The 16269-nt window shown below is 66.4% G+C and carries 15 protein-coding genes; 5 read left to right on the top strand and 10 right to left on the bottom strand.

Annotated features, from left to right (window positions below; genetic code table 11):
* Positions 1-38 precede the first annotated feature (38 nt).
* The 5 genes from AB5S17_RS02740 (at position 39) to cyoD (ending at position 5910) form a co-directional block, all read left to right on the top strand.
* Positions 39-1835 (top strand): glycoside hydrolase family 15 protein, encoded by a 1797-nt coding sequence (locus tag AB5S17_RS02740; protein ID WP_369235858.1) that lies wholly within the window; start codon positions 39-41, stop codon positions 1833-1835.
* Positions 1836-1947: 112 nt separating this feature from the next.
* Positions 1948-2907 (top strand): cytochrome ubiquinol oxidase subunit II, encoded by a 960-nt coding sequence (locus AB5S17_RS02735; protein ID WP_369235856.1) that lies wholly within the window; start codon positions 1948-1950, stop codon positions 2905-2907.
* Positions 2904-4967, top strand: a complete 2064-nt coding sequence (locus tag AB5S17_RS02730; protein ID WP_369235854.1) for a cbb3-type cytochrome c oxidase subunit I — start codon at positions 2904-2906, stop codon at positions 4965-4967. The genes AB5S17_RS02735 and AB5S17_RS02730 overlap by 4 nt, the downstream gene beginning before the upstream one ends.
* Positions 4964-5590, top strand: a complete 627-nt coding sequence (locus AB5S17_RS02725; protein ID WP_369235852.1) for a cytochrome (ubi)quinol oxidase subunit III — start codon at positions 4964-4966, stop codon at positions 5588-5590. The genes AB5S17_RS02730 and AB5S17_RS02725 overlap by 4 nt, the downstream gene beginning before the upstream one ends.
* The gene (gene cyoD, locus AB5S17_RS02720; protein ID WP_369235850.1) at positions 5587-5910 is read left to right on the top strand and encodes a cytochrome o ubiquinol oxidase subunit IV; all 324 of its coding nucleotides are present in this window, start codon (positions 5587-5589) and stop codon (positions 5908-5910) included. The genes AB5S17_RS02725 and cyoD overlap by 4 nt, the downstream gene beginning before the upstream one ends.
* A gap of 134 nt (positions 5911-6044) precedes the next feature.
* Here cyoD and AB5S17_RS02715 read toward each other — a convergent pair whose 3' ends face one another.
* The 10 genes from AB5S17_RS02715 to AB5S17_RS02670 form a co-directional block, all read right to left on the bottom strand.
* Positions 6045-6743 (bottom strand): ABC transporter ATP-binding protein, encoded by a 699-nt coding sequence (locus AB5S17_RS02715; protein ID WP_369235848.1) that lies wholly within the window; start codon positions 6741-6743, stop codon positions 6045-6047.
* Positions 6736-7527 carry an ABC transporter ATP-binding protein gene (locus AB5S17_RS02710; RefSeq protein ID WP_369235846.1) on the bottom strand — a complete coding sequence of 264 codons (792 nt, stop codon included), beginning with the start codon at positions 7525-7527 and terminating at the stop codon, positions 6736-6738. The genes AB5S17_RS02715 and AB5S17_RS02710 overlap by 8 nt, the downstream gene beginning before the upstream one ends.
* Positions 7524-8561, bottom strand: coding sequence for a branched-chain amino acid ABC transporter permease (locus AB5S17_RS02705; protein WP_369235844.1), 1038 nt, complete (start codon positions 8559-8561; stop codon positions 7524-7526). The genes AB5S17_RS02710 and AB5S17_RS02705 overlap by 4 nt, the downstream gene beginning before the upstream one ends.
* Positions 8558-9415 carry a branched-chain amino acid ABC transporter permease gene (locus tag AB5S17_RS02700; RefSeq protein ID WP_369235842.1) on the bottom strand — a complete coding sequence of 286 codons (858 nt, stop codon included), beginning with the start codon at positions 9413-9415 and terminating at the stop codon, positions 8558-8560. Before AB5S17_RS02700 ends, AB5S17_RS02705 begins: the two co-directional genes overlap by 4 nt.
* 385 nt (positions 9416-9800) lie before the next feature.
* Positions 9801-11000 carry an ABC transporter substrate-binding protein gene (locus AB5S17_RS02695; protein ID WP_369235840.1) on the bottom strand — a complete coding sequence of 400 codons (1200 nt, stop codon included), beginning with the start codon at positions 10998-11000 and terminating at the stop codon, positions 9801-9803.
* A 142-nt stretch (positions 11001-11142) separates the two neighbouring features.
* Positions 11143-12345 (bottom strand): ABC transporter substrate-binding protein, encoded by a 1203-nt coding sequence (locus AB5S17_RS02690; RefSeq protein WP_369235838.1) that lies wholly within the window; start codon positions 12343-12345, stop codon positions 11143-11145.
* Between the two features lie 196 nt (positions 12346-12541).
* Complete coding sequence (locus AB5S17_RS02685) at positions 12542-13492, bottom strand: catechol 2,3-dioxygenase (RefSeq protein ID WP_369235836.1); 951 nt, start codon at positions 13490-13492, stop codon at positions 12542-12544.
* Positions 13493-13580: 88 nt separating this feature from the next.
* Entirely contained in the window at positions 13581-14648 is a 1068-nt protein-coding gene (locus AB5S17_RS02680) for a 4-oxalomesaconate tautomerase (RefSeq protein WP_369235834.1), read from the bottom strand.
* A gap of 77 nt (positions 14649-14725) precedes the next feature.
* Positions 14726-15397: a 4-carboxy-4-hydroxy-2-oxoadipate aldolase/oxaloacetate decarboxylase gene (locus tag AB5S17_RS02675; RefSeq protein WP_369235832.1), complete on the bottom strand. Its 672-nt coding sequence runs from the start codon at positions 15395-15397 to the stop codon at positions 14726-14728.
* Complete coding sequence (locus AB5S17_RS02670; RefSeq protein WP_369235830.1) at positions 15397-16128, bottom strand: PIG-L deacetylase family protein; 732 nt, start codon at positions 16126-16128, stop codon at positions 15397-15399. The genes AB5S17_RS02675 and AB5S17_RS02670 overlap by 1 nt, the downstream gene beginning before the upstream one ends.
* Positions 16129-16269: the final 141 nt, after the last annotated feature.

Here is a 16269-nt window from a genome sequence, read left to right as displayed (position 1 = left end):
GTGAAGAAGGGAGGCAAGCGCGCGAGGGAGGAACGTCGATGACGGTACCGCTGGAAGACATCGCGATGATCGGCGACGGCGAGACCGTCGCCCTCGTCACCCGCCAGGGCTCCGTCGACTGGCTCTGCCTGCCGCGCTTCGATTCCCCGGCCTGCTGCGCATCGCTGCTCGGCAATCCGGAACACGGCTGCTGGTCGATCGCGCCGGAAGAGCCGATCGAGAGCAGCGAGCACCGCTACCAGCCGGGCACGATGGTCCTCGAGACCGACCTGACCAGCGCGAGCGGCACGATCCGCATCACCGACTTCATGCCGATCCGTTCGGGGAACCCGGTGCTGGTGCGGATGGTCACCGGGCTGGAAGGCCGGGTGAAGGCGCGCATGGACGCCTCCTTGCGCTTCGACTACGGCAACATGCCGCCCTGGGTGACCGAATTCGACGGCGGCGTCCTGCTGCATGTCGGGCCCGACAAGGTCGTGCTGCGGTCCAGCGAGAAGCTGGAGATCACCGACAGCAAGGTCGTCTCGCGCTTCACCGTCTCGGAAGGCGACAGCCACGTCTTCGTTCTCACCTATGGCTCCGCGCAGGATCCCGCCCCGGAGGCGGTCGATCCCGACAAGTCGCTCAAGGAAACCCAGCAATACTGGCGGGACTGGATCGGCCGGTTCGAAAGCCCGTGCGAGAATGACGACTACAGCGCGGCGCTCCGCCGCTCGCTGCTGACGCTGAAGGCGCTGGTGCACCGTCCGACGGGCGGCCTCGTCGCGGCGCCGACCACATCCCTGCCGGAGCAGCCCGGCGGCAAGATGAACTGGGACTACCGCTTCTGCTGGCTGCGCGACGCGACCTTCACCCTCTCCGCCCTCGTCGACTGCGGCTACACGCAGGAAGCTTCGGCCTGGCGCGACTGGATCCTCAGGGCGGTCGCCGGCGCGCCGGACAAGATGCAGATCATGTACCGCGTCGACGGCTCGCGCCGGCTGAACGAGGCGGAACTTCCCTGGCTGCCGGGCTATCGCTTCGCGCGGCCGGTGCGCGTCGGCAACGCCGCGGCGGGCCAGCTGCAGCTCGACGTCTATGGCGAACTGATCCGCGTCCTGCACGCGTCCGAGCAGGCCGGCATGGACCGGACCGAACAGGGCCGACACCTGGAACACGCGATCGTCGACTATGTCGAGCGGATGTGGGTCGAGCCGGATTCAGGGCTGTGGGAGAGCCGCGGCGAGCCGCGCCACTACACCTATTCCAAGGCGATGACCTGGGTGGCTCTCGACCGGTTCCTTGGGGGCAAGGGCGGCCAGGAGCTCAAGCGCGCCGACCGCGAGCGCATCGAGGCGCTGCGAGACAAGATCCACGCGGTCATCTGCAAGGAAGGCTACGACGCTGGCCTCGGCTCCTTCACCTCCTATTTCGGCGGTCAGGAGGTGGACGCCTCGCTCCTGCTCCTGCCCAAGGTCGGCTTCCTTCCCGCCGACGACGAGCGGATGCGCGGCACCATCGCGCTGATCGAGGAGCGCCTGGTCGACGACGGGCTGGTGCGGCGGCATCTGATGCCGGCGCTGGTTCCAGAGGGTGCGTTCATCGCCTGCTCGTTCTGGCTCGCCGAATGCCAGCTCATGCAGGGGCGTCGCTCCGCGGCGGTGGAGACGATCGAGCGGGCATTGTCGATCCGCAGCGATGTCGGCCTGCTGTCGGAGGAATACGATGTCGCCAGCCGGCGCCTCACCGGCAACTATCCCCAGGCGCTCAGCCATCTCGCGCTCGTCAACGCACTCGTCGCGCTGGCGAAATACGAGCGAGAGGGCGAGGCGGCGCTTGCCGCAGACCGATCGTAGAGACCAACCGCGCGGACGATGTCATTCATGATCAAGCTCAGCCCCGTCCTGCCGATCCCGGGCATCGCAGTCTCGCGATCCAGCCCCTGCGGGCGGAGCCATGGATAGGACCATGGCAAACCGTTTCAGACGCGCCGGCGGGTTTCTCGCCGTCGCCCTTCTCGGCATCACCCTCGGCGACTGCGCCCAGCAGTCCTCCTTCCTGCATCCCTACGGCCAGATCGCCTCCCAGCAGCGCACGCTGTTCCTGGAGATCATCGGCTGGATGATGATCGTCTGCCTCCCGGTCTTCATCCTCGTGCCCTGGTTCGCCTGGCGATATCGGCGGAAGAATTCGAAGACTGCCTACGATCCGAACTGGGGCTTCAACTGGAGCCTGGAATTCCTGATCTGGGGCGTGCCCTTCGCGATCGTCGGCATCCTCGCCTATCTCATCTGGTCGTGGGAGAACGACCTCGATCCCTACCGGCCGATCGCCTCAGACAAGCCGCCGCTCGAGGTCCAGGTGGTCGGCCTCGACTGGAAATGGCTGTTCATCTACCCCGAACAGCACATCGCGACGGTCGGCGTGCTCGGCCTGCCGACGGACCGACCGGTGCATTTCACCATCACCTCGGACGCGGTGATGCAGGCCTTCTTCATCCCCTCGCTCGGCAGCCAGATCTACGCCATGGCCGGGATGAAGACGCAGCTCAATCTCATCGCCGACCATGCCGGCACGCTGCGGGGCGAAAACACGCAGTTCAACGGCATGGGATTCCATATGCAGAAGTTCAGCGTCGACGCGATGGCCAAGCCCGCCTTCGACGCCTGGGTGAAGACGGTGCGGGACGCCGCGCCGCGGCCGCTGGACGCCGGGACCTATGCGATCCTGTCGCAGCGGACGACCGCGGACGAGGCGCAGCAGCGGCTGGACATGAACGCGCTCCCGGCCGCGACGCTCTACTTCTCGGATCCCGAACCCGATCTCTTCAGCAAGATCGTCTCGAAATACCGGCCGCCCTACCCTTCGTCCTACCCGAAGGAGGCGATGGAAGCCGGGCAGCACAAAAAGGCTGAGGCACATCAATGACCGCTTCCGACTGGTGGTATGTCTTTTTCGGCAAGCTGTCCTACGACTCCCTGCCCTTCTACAGCCCGATCGCCGCCTTCGCCGCCTTGCTCGTGGTCTTCGGCGCGCTTTTCGTGGTGATCCTGATCACCTGGCTCGGCAAGTGGAAGTATCTGTGGACGGAGTGGCTCACCAGCCTCGACCACAAGAAGATCGGCATCATGTTCATCACGATCTCCTTCGTGATGATGGCCCGCGCGCTCGTCGAGGCGTCGATGATGCGGCTGCAGCAGGCGCTCGCCTACGACGCGCCAGGCTACCTGCCGCCCGACCACTTCTCGCAGCTGTTCACCACGCACGGCACGATCATGATCTTCTTCATGGCGATGCCCTTCCTCACCGGCGTGATGAACTACGCCATGCCGCTGCAGATCGGCGCGCGTGACGTCTCCTTCCCGCTCATCAACTCGCTCAGCCTCGCCTTCACCTCGGCCGGCGCGGCGATTTTGATGATCTCGCTGTGCCTCGGCAAGTTCTCGACCGGCGGCTGGAGCGGCTATCCGCCCTACACGGAGATGACGTTCAATCCGGGCGTCGGGCCGGACTACTGGATCTGGGCGGTGACGCTCAGTTCGATCGGCTCGACCATGACGGGCATCAACTTCGCGGTGACGATCTACAAGAAGCGCTGCCCCGGCATGCATCTGATGCGGATGCCGCTGTTCTGCTGGACCGCTCTCGCCACCAGCATCCTGATGATCTTCGCGATGCCGCCGCTGACGGTGGCGACCGTGCTCCTCGCGCTCGACCGCTACGCCGACATGCACTTCTTCACGAACAATCTCGGCGGCAACATGATGAACTACGCCAACCTGTTCTGGGCGTTCGGCCATCCCGAGGTCTACATCCTCGTGCTGCCCTCCTTCGGCGTCTACTCCGAGGTGTTCGCCAACTTCTCTGCGAAAAAGCTCTACGGCTATATCGGCCTCGTCAGTGCCACCATCGCGATCGGCTTCATCTCCTTCCTGGTCTGGGTGCACCACTTCTTCACCATGGGGCAGACCGCCAGCCTCAACGCCGTGTTCGGGACGGCGACGATGCTCGTCGGCATTCCGACCGGCGTGAAGATCTACGACTGGATCCTGACGATGTATCGCGGACGCGTCCGCTTCACGGTGCCGATGCTCTACGCGCTCGCCTTCGTCATCCTGTTCACCATCGGCGGCCTGACGGGCATCCTGCTCGCCAATCCGGCCGTCGACTACCAGGTCCACAACACGCTGTTCCTGGTCGCGCATTTCCACAACATGCTGATCCCCGGCATGCTGTACGGCATGCTCGCCGGCTACACCTACTGGTTCCCGAAGGCGTTCGGCTTCCGGCTGGACGAGAAATGGGGCCGGATCGCCTGGGGCTGCTGGGTCGTCGGCTTCGTGCTCGCCTTCTTCCCGCTCTACGCGCTGGGCGCGCTCGGCATGCCGCGCCGGACCGTGGAGTATTTCGAGGGCGCCTATCTGCCCTGGACGATCGTCGCCATGGTGGGTGCGGTGTTCGTGCTGGCGGCCTTTGCCAGTCTCCTGATCCAGCTCTTCGTCAGCATCCTCAGGCGCCGCGAATACAACGTCTTCGCCGGCGACCCATGGAACGGCCGCACGATCGAGTGGATGACACCGGCGCCGCCGCCCGAATACAACTTCGCGGTCATCCCGACGGTCCACGAACGCGACGCCTTCCATGCCATGAAGATGCGCAACGAGGCCTATCTGCCGCCGGAGCGCTACAAGGACATCGAGATGCCGAAGAACTCGATGCTCGGGCCGGTCTTCGCCGTCGCCGGCGTCATGATCGCCTTCGGGCTGACCTGGTACATCTGGTGGATGGTCGCCGCGGGCATCGGCATCATGATGCTGTCGGTGATCGCGCGGAGCTTCGTGAAGGACACCAAGAAGGTCATCCCGGCCTGGAAGGTGAAGAAGGAACACGAGCGCTGGCTGCGGGCGGTGCATGAGACGCCGGTCGTCTCGCGCGACTACGAGGTCAGCCCGGCCAATCGCGGGCTCGCGGAGGTGTCGGCGGTATGAGCAGCTGGGAACAGAAACATCCGGGCATCAACCTCGGCACCATCGATCCGGAAGCGCACGAGGAGGCCGAGGAGCTCGTCTTCGGCTTCTGGGTCTACCTGATGAGCGACATGATCATCTTCGCGATGCTCTTTGCGACCTATGCGGTCGAACTGCGGGGCATCGCGGGCGGCCCGGGACCGAAGGACCTCTACGACATCAAGAGCGTGTCGATCGAGACCGGGCTGCTCCTGATGAGCAGCTTCACCTTCGGCATGGCCTCGCTCGCCATGAAGTACAATCCGCGGCCGAAATTCGTCGTCTACTGGCTGATCATCACGCTCTGCCTCGGTCTGACCTTCCTCGGCTTCGAATCGCACGACTTCCTGTCGGTGTTCGACAAGGGTGTCGGTCCGAGCCGCTCGGGCTTTATCTCGGCCTACTTCGCGCTCGTCTCCACGCACGGCATCCACGTGACCCTCGGCTGCCTCTGGATCTGCGTGATGCTGGCCCAGATCATGGTGTTCGGGCTCGACAAGGACGTAAAGCTCAGGCTCCTGCGCCTTGGCCTGTTCTGGCATTTTCTGGACGTCGTCTGGGTCGGTATCTTTTCCATCGTCTATCTGCAGGGGTTGGCCGGATGAGCAGCATCAGACACGAGGAAGACTTCCGCCGCGAGCGCCGGAACTATTTCGTCGGCCTTGTCCTCGCGATCCTGCTGACGCTCGCCGCCTTCGGCAGCGTCGCCTGGACCGACTGGCCGCGCATGACGATCCTGTGGATCATCCTCGGCTGCGCCATCGTGCAGATCGTGGTGCATTTCCACTATTTCCTGCACATCAACCTGGCGAAGTCGAAGCGCGAGGACCTGCAGCTGATCCTGTTCTCCTTCATGATCGTCACCGTCATGGCCGGCGGGACGATCTGGATCCTCTACAATCTCGACATGCGCATGATGGGCTGACCGAAACCGCTGCGCCGGGCGCTGCCCGGCACAGGCTCGGCAGCGGTATCGGCGGGAAGGGGTCGACCGGACGAGGCGACGGGGGCGGCAACGGCGATAGAGCCATCCGCCCCCCGGCAGGGCGCGCCTTCGCGTCAGACGCCGAGATGCGACTCCAGCACCGCGTCGTCGGCGAGAAGCGCGGCGCTGTCGGCCCGATGGGTGATCGTGCCGCGCTGGAGGATCAGCGCCTGGTCGGTGAACGGAAGGATCTTGCGGGCCTTCTGCTCGACGATGATCGCCGTCAGATGCTCCTCGGTGACGATGCGGCGCAACGCCGCAAGGAGTTCGTCGACGATCACCGGCGCGAGCCCTTCCAGCGGCTCGTCCAGCAGGATGATCTTCGGGTTCAGCATCAGCGCGCGGCCGACCGCCAGCATCTGCTGCTCGCCGCCGGAGAGCTGGTTGCCCATGTTCTTCCGTCGCTCGTGGAGCCGCGGGAACATCTTGTAGACGCGGGCGACGTCCCAAGGACCGCGCCGCGCGATCGCCGTCAGGTTCTCCTCGACGGTCAGCGAGACGAAGATGTTACGCTCCTGCGGCACCCAGCCGATGCCGGCGGCCGCGCGCCGCTCCGGCGAGAGCTTCGTGATGTCCCTGCCATCGAGGACGATGCGGCCGCCCTTGAAGGTGGTGACGCCGACCAGCGTGTTGATCAGCGTCGTCTTGCCGACGCCGTTGCGCCCGAGCAGCGCCATCGCGCCGCCGGCGCGCAGCGAGAAGTCGATCCCCTGGATTGCGACGGCCTTGCCATAGCCGGCCGAGACGCCTTCGACGGTGAGCAGGTCAGGCATCGCCCTCTCCGAGATAGACGCGGCGCACTTCCGGATTGGCGGAGATTTCCGCGACCGTCCCTTCGGTGAAGACGGCGCCGGAAACGAGCACGGTGATGCGGCTGGCGAAGGAAAAGACGAGATCCATGTCGTGCTCGATGAGGACGACGGTCACGTCCTTCGGCAGGCTCTCGACGATCGCCAGGATCTCGTGGCGCTCGTCCTCCGGCACACCGGCGGCCGGCTCGTCGAGCAGCAGCACCTCTGGCTCCGAGGCGATGGCGACGGCGATCTCCAGGAGGCGCTGCTTGCCGTAGGGCAGCGAGGCGACCCGCGTCGACATGACATCGGCGAGGCCGAAGCGTTCGAGCAGGCCGCCGGCGCGCTCGACGCTCTCGCGCTCGCGCGCCGCGCGGTGCCACCAGACCCCGGCGCGCCCGCGGGCGGCGGCGGCGGACAGCGCCACGGTCTCGAGCGGCGTCATGTCGAGAAACAGCTGGTTGATCTGGAAGGTGCGCGCGATGCCGCGCCGCGCCCGCTGATGCGGCGTGAGCGCGGTGACGTCGGCGCCACCGAGAAGCACCGACCCCTCGGTGGGCGAAAGGACGCCGGTGAGGAGGTTGATCAGCGTCGTCTTTCCGGCGCCGTTCGGCCCGATCAGCGCGTGCCGGGCGCCCTTCTCGAAGGCGAGCGTGACGTCGTTTGTGGCGACGAGCCCGCCGAAGCGCTTGACGAGGCCGCGGGTTTCCAAGGCCGGCACCGCCGCGGCCACTGCTCCCGACGCGGAAGGAATGGTGCGGCTCATGGCAGTGCCTCCCCGTCCGTTCGGGCGCGGCGCGAGAAGAGCTGGCCGAAGCGCTCGCTCATCCGGTCGCGGCCGATCAGCACGATGACGACGAGGAGGAGGCCGATCCAGAACTGCCAGTATTCCGGCGTCAGGTCGGAGAGGACCGTCTGCAGCACCTTGAAGATCACCGCCCCGACCAGGCCGCCATAGAGATAGCCGGTGCCGCCGAGGACGAGGATCAGGAGGATGTCGGCAGACCGCTCGAAGGAGAGGACGTCGAGGGAGGCGAACTGCGTCGTCTGGGCGTTCAGCGCGCCGGCGAGCCCCGCCATGAAGGCCGCGACGACGTAGATGCCGACGAGGTGGCGCGAGGTCGCGATGCCGAGATGCGCCGCGCGCATGCGATTGTCCTTGATCGCCCGCAGCGACTGGCCGAAGGGCGAGGCGATCAGGAGCCGCGAGAACAAGACGCACAGGAACAGGACAGAGAGGCTGTAGAAATAGGCGGTGTGGCCGTAGAGGTCGAAGTCGAAGAGGCCGAGCACCGGCGCCATGGTGGCGCCGTAGAGGCCGTCGGCGCCGCCGGTCCAGTTGTCGAAGCGGTTGGCGAGTTCGAGCAGGATCAGCGACACGCCGAGCGTGATCATCAGCCGCGTCAGGTCCGAGCCCCGAAGGATCAGGAAGCCCGAGACGAAGCCGATCAGCGCCGCGACGAGGCCGCCGAGGAGCAGCCCCGGGATCGGCCAGCCGAAGCCGTTGACCGCGAGGATGCCGGCGACATAGGCGCCGGCGCCGAAGAAGGCGGCGTGGCCGAGCGAGACGATGCCGGCATAGCCGAGGATCAGGTCCAGCGACAGCGCGAACAGGCCGAGGATGGCGATGTCGTTGAGAAGCAGCGCGCGGTCGGGGATGACGAAGAAGATGCCGACCGCGGCCAGCCAGAACACGACCTCGAACCACAGGGGCACGGCCGGGCGCGACAGCGCCGCGACGAGGCTCGGCCGGTCGACGGCGGGAACGGCGGCGCGGCGGGCGGAGAGGGTCGCGCTCATCGGGCACCCGCCCGAGAGAACAGGCCGTGCGGCCGCCACAGAAGGATCAGGACCATCAGCGTGTAGATGATGAAGGCGCCGAGCGAGGGCACGTAGTATTTGCCCAGGACGTCGGCGATGCCGAGGATGAGCGCCGCCAGGAACGGGCCGGTGATGGTGGTGGTGCCGCCGACGGCGACGACCACCAGGAAGTAGATCATGTAGCTGAGCGGAAAGTTCGGATCGAGGCCGAGCACCTCCGCTCCGAGCGCGCCGCCGAGCCCGGCAAGGCCCGACCCGACCGCAAAGGTGACGGCGAAGACCAGCGAGACGTTGATCCCGAGCCCCCGCGCCACCGTCGCGTCGTCGACGGCGGCTCTCAGCTGGCTGCCGAAGCGGGTCTTCGACAGGCCGAGCTGGATCAGGCCGGCGACGACGGCGCAGATGGCGATGGTGAACAGGCGGTAGACGCCCATGCCGGTGCCGAGGAACTCCACCCGCCCCTGCAGCCAGTCCGGCAGCTGCACGATCTGCTGCCCTGAGCCCATGAAGTAGCGCGTCGCGGTGATCGCCATGAAGACGATGCCGATCGAGAACAGCACCTGGTCGAGATGGCTGCGGCCGTAAAGGTGCTGGTAGAGCGTGCGCTCCAGGATGGCGCCGATGACCGCCGGCACGATGAAGGCGATCGGCAGGCACAGGAGGAACGGCACCCCCGCCTGCTGGCTGAGGATGACGAGGACATAGCCGCCCGCCATGGCGAAGGCGCCATGCGCGAGGTTGATGAAGTTCATCAGCCCCAGCGTCAGCGCCAGCCCGCAGGCGAGGATGAACAGGAGCATCCCGTAGGCGATGCCGTCGAAGAGGATCGTCATGGGCGAGACAGGTCCGTGATGAGGTGAGAGAGTCCGCAGCGCAGGGTCATGAGGGTCGGTCCTTATCGCTGTTCGACTTCGTATACGGCATGTTCCTCCGATGCGGTGACGACGCTTGCAAGGAGCGGGCCGCAAACGGAAGCTTCGTCATCCCGGGCTCGACCCGGGATCCATTCCTCCGCATCGACTGGCTTTCACGCGCGAAGGGAAGAACGATGTCCGGCCGGTCAACCGCCTCGGCAGCATCGATGGTTCGGCATGGATCCCGGCTCGAGGCCGGGATGACGAGTGCTGGGCGTTCGACTCCCTGCCGGAAGCGAAAGCGGGTCGGGCCACATCCCGCCGGGCGGCCGAGGTCTCCCCCGGCCGCCAGACGCGGTCCGTCTTACTTCGCGGCCTTCGCCGGGTCCTTGACGTCCTTCACCGTCTCGATCGGCACGTTGTAGAGCTGGCCGTCCACCTTCTGCGTCTTGTCGATGTAGATGTTCTGGACGATGTCGCGCGTCTTCGGGTCGATCATCACCGGACCGCGCGGGCTCTCCCACTTCAGTCCCTTGATCGCCTCCATCAGCTTCGGGCCGCTGGCGTCGCCGTTCGTCTTCTCCAGCGCGTGGTAGACCATCGCCATGCCGTCATAGGCGCCGACGGCCATGAAGTTCGGCCGCATGCCGTTGTTGGCCTTCTCGAAGGCCTTGACGAATGTCTGGTTCGCGTCGGTCTGGAGGGCCGCCGTATAGTGGTGGGCCGAGACGACGCCGAGCGCGACGTCGCCCATGTCGTTGAGGATCTGGTCGTCGACGACGTCGCCGGTGCCGATCAGCTTGATGCCGGCGTCGGAGAGACCGCGCTCCTTGAACTGCTTCATGAACTGCGAGCCGACGCCCGCCGGCACGAACACGAACACCGCATCCGGCTTGTCGTCGGCGACGCGCTGCAGGAAGGGCGAGAAGTCCGGGTTCTTCAGGGGCACGGTCAGCTGTTCCTTGACCTTGCCGCCGTTCTTCTCGAACGTCTTGACGAACCAGTCCTGCGCGTCCTTGCCGGGCGCGTAGTCGCTGACCAGCGTGACGACCGACTTGATGCCGTTCTTCGCCGCCCACTGCCCCATCACCGAGGCCGCCTGCGGCAGGGTGAAGGACGTGCGCGTCGCATAAGGCGACTTCTCGGTGATCGAGGAGGTCGCGGCCGAGGTGACGATCATCGGCACCTTCGCCTGCGTCGCGATCGGGGCCGTCGCGAAGGCGAGCGGCGTCAGGCCGAAGCCCATCAGGACGTTCGCGCCCTCGTTGACCACCAGTTCCTGCGCGATGCGCTTGGTATCGTTCGGCGATCCCGTGTCGTCCTTGACGATCAGCTGGATCTTCTTGCCGGCGACGGTGTCACCGTGATCGGCAATGTACTGCTTGGCGCCGGCGAGGGCCTCGATACCGGTCGAGGCGAACGGGCCCGTCATCGGCTCAATGAAGCCGATCTTCACGGTGTCGTCGGCCGCGCGGGCCTGAAGCGGCGCGCCGAGACCGGCAAGGCTGGCGCCGACCGAGACCGTCGCCGCGAGGGCGATGAGGTTGCGTCTGGTGAAAGTCATGAAATGCCTCCCTGTCGATGATGTCCGGCCGATCCGGACGAAATCCGATGTATGCCTCAGATCGCTGCTCCGCCCGCTCGCAAGCAGCCAGGATCGTGTTCAGCGGACGGCGGCGCGGCGGCTGCCGTCCCGCCCGCATGCCTCATTTTGCGGCCTTGGCCGGGTCCTTGACGGCCTTCACCGTGTCCATGGTCACGCTGTAGAGCTGCCCGTCCTTCTTCTCGACCTTGTTGATGTAGATGTTCTGGACGATGTCGCGGGTCTTCGGGTCGATCGAGATCGGCCCGCGGGGGCTTTCCCAGGACAGGCCCTTCATCGCCTCGATCAGCTTCGGGCCGCTGGCGTCGCCCTTGGTCTTTTCGAGCGCGTGGTAGACCAGCGCCATGCCGTCATAGCCGCCGACCGCCATGAAGTTCGGCCGCATGCCGTCGTTGGCCGCCTCGAACGCCTTGACGAACTTGCGGTTAATCTCGCTGTCGTGAGCCGCGGTGTAATCGCGGGCGGTGACGACGCCGAGCGCGACGTCGCCCATGGAATTCAGGAACTGGTCGTCGACGATGTCACCGGTTCCGATCAGCCTGATGCCGGACTTGTCGAGCCCGCGCTCGCGGAACTGCTTCATGAACTGCGCGCCGACGCCCGCCGGCACGAAGACGAAGACCGCATCCGGCTTGTCGTCGGCGACCCGCTGCAGGAAGGGCGCGAAGTCGGGGTTCTTCAGCGGGACCTTCAGCTGCTCGACGACCTTGCCGCCGCCCGTCTCGAAAGCCTTGACGAACCAGTCCTGCTCCTCGATCCCGGGCGCATAGTCGGTAACGAGAGTGACGGCGGACTTCATGCCGTTCTTCGCCGCCCAGTCGCCCATGGTGTAGGCGCCCTGCGGCGTGACGAAGCTGGTGCGCACGATGTAGGGCGACTTCTCGGTCACCGACGAGGTCGCCGCGGCGGTGACGACCATCGGCACCTTCGCCTGCGTCGCGATCGGCGCGGTGGCGAAGGCGAGCGGCGTCAGGCCGAAGCCCATCAGCACGTTGACGCCGCCGCTCGTCACCAGTTCCTGGGCGATCCGCTTGGTCTCGTTCGGCGACCCGGTATCGTCCTTGACCACCAGCTCGATCGTGCGGCCGGCGACGGTCTTGCCGTGGTCGGCCATGTACTGCTTGACCCCGGCGAGTTCCTCCGCGCCGGTCGAGGCGAAGGGGCCGGTGATCGGCAGGATCAGGCCGATTTTCACCGCCCGGTCCGCCGCCGCGGCGGCGGACTGCGGCAGGCCGCCGGCCGCCAGGGCGACGCCGAGCGACAGGCTTGCCGCCAACGCCATGAAGCGAAGTCTCGTCATGGTCATGCGCTCCTCCCAAAGCTTGACGTCCGGCCCATCCCGATCCGGACATCCTCCACCGGCCACAAGGCCAGACACTCATAACACTTGCAAGAGCGTCGAGGCCGAAACTCCGCATTCTGGTCGAATTCGGCGGCCTTTCAGGCCACTAACATAACCAGATGGATATACTACCTCCCCCATCGGCTCATTCTTGCCGGCTTCACGCGACCGGGGGTGTGCCGTGGGTGTGGAAGCTCTCGATCGTCTTCAGCCCCCAGGCCTGGCCCTTCCGCCGCTCCGCCTCCGTCCAGGTGATCGGCTCGACATCCGGCCGCAGGATCAGCCGAGCGCCGGCATTGGCCACCTCGACGCGGTTGCCGGCGGGCTCGTAGACATAAAGGAAGAACGTCCCCTGGATCGCGTGCTTGTGCGGCCCGGTCTCGATGAAGACGTCGTTCTCAAGGAAGATGTCGGCGGCCCGGAGCACGTCCTCGCGCTGGTCGACGGCGTAGGTGATGTGGTGGAAGCGGCCGCGGGCGCCGGAGTGGTCCTCGGTGAAGGCGACGTCGTAGCCCTTGTTGTTGACGGTGAACCAGCAGCCGCCGAGCCGGCCGTTGTCGAGCTGGATCTGCTCGGTGACCCGGCTGCCGAGCGCCTGCGTCATGAAGGTCCGGATCGCGGAGACGTCGCTGGCGAGGAGATTGAAGTGGTCGAGCCGGCGCGGCGCGACGCCGCGGCCGTGATAGCGCTGGGCGATATTCTTCAGCGACGGCTTCTCGGCCGCCGGCGCCTCGTAGACATGCGTGTCGTAATAGAGTTCGAAGACGTGGCCGTCGGGGCTCCTGAAGCGGTAGGACCGGCCGTGGCCGAGATCGCCCTCCGTCCAGCCGATGCCGCAGCCCATCGCCTCGATCACCGTCACGCGCCGCTCCAGCGCCTCCGGCGAACTCGTGCGGTAGCCGACGTGGGCCATGCCGGTGGTGTCCGACGCCGTCAGCTTCAGCGTGTGGAACTCGTAGTCGTCGAAGGCGCGGAGATAGACGGAATCGCCCTCGCGCCCGCTCTCGGTCAGGCCGTAGACGTTGACGAAGAAGTCGAGGCTCTCCTCGGGCTTGTTCGTCAGGAGTTCGATATGCCCGAGATGGGCGACGTCGAAGCAGGGTTCCGTCATCTGTCTGTCTCCTCCCGCCTCGGGCACGCGCGCTCGGACAGGTCATCTTGGTCTTTGCGGCCTCCGCCCGATGAGCGGAGCCGTATCGTCATCGCGGGAACACCGTCCCGTCGAACAGCTTGCGGGCGGTGCGCATGAAGGCCGCCTCGGCGATCTCGGCGCCCTCGCCCTCGCCGTCCATGACGACGACGATGTCGAGTGCGCCGGTCGGATGCTCCACGGCCAGCGTCTTCTTGCGGCCCGGCGGGATGGTCGCCAGGGCGTTCGCCGGCGAGCCCGGCAGGAGGCAGGCGGTGGCGACCGACAGCGCGCCGAAGACGCCGATCGAAGCATGGCAGCGATGCGGGATGAAGCTGCGCGTCATGATCGCGCCGCCACCGTTCGGCGCTGCCACCAGCGTCATCTTCGGCACGCTCTGCTCTTTCACCTCGCCGAGGTTCATCATCGGACCGGCCTTCAGCCGGATCGTCTCCAGTCGGGCCTTCAGCCCGGCATCGCCGTCGAGGTCCTCGCGGCTCTCATAGCCGGTGATCCCCATGTCCTCGGCCCGCATCACGACCACCGGCATGCCGTTGTCGATCAGCGTGCAGGCGACCCCCTCGATCTCGTCGACTTCGTTGCCGGTCGGCAGCAGCGCCCCGCAGGAGGAGCCCGCCGCGTCGGTGAAGGAGAGAAGCACCGGCGCCGCCCTCCCCGGCACACCGTCGATCGCGGCGCCGCCGGCATAGTCCGGCCTGCCGCCCGGCGTCGGGATGGTCGCCCTGGCGGTCTGGCCGGTGTTTTCGAGTAAAATCGTCACCGTCGTCTCGCCGTCCGCGGCCTCGACCAGCCCGCGCTCGATCGCAAAGCCGGCGATGCCGGCGAGGATGTTGCCGCAGTTCTGGCTGGAGGAGACCAGCGGCTGATCGACGAAGACCTGCAGGAACAGGTAGTCGACGTCGATGCCCGGCCGCTCCGAGCGCTTCACGACCGCAACCTTGGACGTCAGCGGGTCGGCGCCGCCGATGCCGTCGATCTGGCGTGCGTCGGGCGAGCCCATGATCGACAGCAGCATCCGGTCGCGCTCGGCCGCCTCGGCCGGCAGGTCCTCGGCGAGGAAATACCCCCCCTTGGAGGTCCCGCCCCGCATCATCATGCAGCGAATGCCGTCGGTCATCGGATCTCCTTGCGCCCTGCGCATGTCCGCCCTGCCCCTCGCCCCGTTCAGGGCCGGGCGATTAGCGCGGGATCGCCTCAGATGTATTTCAGGCCCTTGGCCGCGAGCTTCTCGCGCATGCCGTAATAGTCGAGGCCGAGCTCGCCCGACTGCAGGTGCCGGCGCGTGACCTGTTCCTTCTCCTCGCGCGCCCGGCTCGCCGAAAGCACGCTCTCGGCCTTGCCCCGTTCGACCACGACCACGCCGTCGTCGTCTGCGACGATCACGTCGCCCGGCATGACCGCGACGCCGGCACAGACGATGGGCACGTTCACCGAGCCGAGCGTCTCCTTCACCGTCCCCTGCGCCGAGATCGCCTTCGACCAGACGGGAAAGCCGATCTCCTCCAGCTCCCGCACGTCGCGGCAGCCGGCCTCGATGATCAGGCCCCGCACGCCGCGGACCTTGAGCGAGGTCGCCAGCAGCTCGCCGAAATAGCCGGCGTCCGACGGCGATGTCGGCGCGACGACCAGAATATCGCCCTCGCGGCACTGCTCGACCGCGACATGGATCATCCAGTTGTCGGCCGGCGCGATCGACACGGTGACGGCGTTTCCCGCGACGCGGGCGCCGCGATAGATCGGACGCATGTGCGACTGCATGAGGCCGATGCGCCCCTGCGCCTCGTGCACGGTGGCGACGCCGCAGGCGGCGAGCCCGTCGACGGTGTCGAGGCTCGCCCGTTCGATGTTCTGGACGACCACCGCCATCAGACCGCTCCGTGCCCGAGTTCGCCCGTCACATGCGGGAAGACGGCCTCGTAGCCTTCGCCGTACTGGATCTTGTAGTCGGAGTTGCGCGAGGCCTGGACGCCGCGCTGCAGGGCGACGCGGGTGTAATAGTCCCAGAGATGCTCCTGCCCGGCCATGCATTCGATCGCGGCGCGCTTCTTCTCCCAGACGGCCGTGATGTCGAGAAGGAAGTTCGGCTTCCAGTCGCATTGTTCCGGCTGGTGCGGCTCGAAGAGATAGACCGGCGGCGCGCCGAGCACCGTCTCGCCCGGCTTGTAGCCGTGCGCCTGCGCAATGACGCGGGCATGCTGCGCCGTCTCGGTCGTCAGCGGATGGTCGAAATTGTAGATGTCCTTCTTCGAATGCGTCAGCACGAAGGACGGGCGGATGGCGCGGTAGAGATCGACCAGCCGGTAGAAGGCTTCGTCGTCGATCTTCAAGGGATAGTCGCCGAGGTCGAAGAACTGGATGTCGGCAACGCCGAGCGCTTCGGCCGCCTTCTCCGCCTCCTCGCGGCGGTTCGCCTTCACCTTGTCCAGGTCGAAGCCCGGCTGCCGCCAGAGCTTCGCCGATTCGCCCCGTTCGCCATAGGAAAGGCAGACGACGGTGACGTCGTAGCCCTTGCCGGCGTGAACCGCGATCGCGCCGCCCGACCGCCAGACGAAGTCGGCGGAATGGGCGCTGACGACGAGGGCCGTCTTCTTGTCCATGGCGTTTCCCGAAACTGTTTTCGAAAGTCTGAGGAAGCCTATCCCCGGTTCGCTCGGCAGCGCCAATCGAAGTCGACGCAGATGCTATAAGTTTTTGCGAAGTGCGCTTGCGAAATCCGCGCCGTGGCGCGACGCTCGGGC

The organism is Jiella sp. M17.18 (assembly GCF_041027365.1).
Taxonomy (GTDB): domain Bacteria; phylum Pseudomonadota; class Alphaproteobacteria; order Rhizobiales; family Rhizobiaceae; genus VKMB-3413.
Note: the sequence above shows the minus strand (reverse complement) of the source record. Positions and strands in the feature narration are given on the sequence as shown.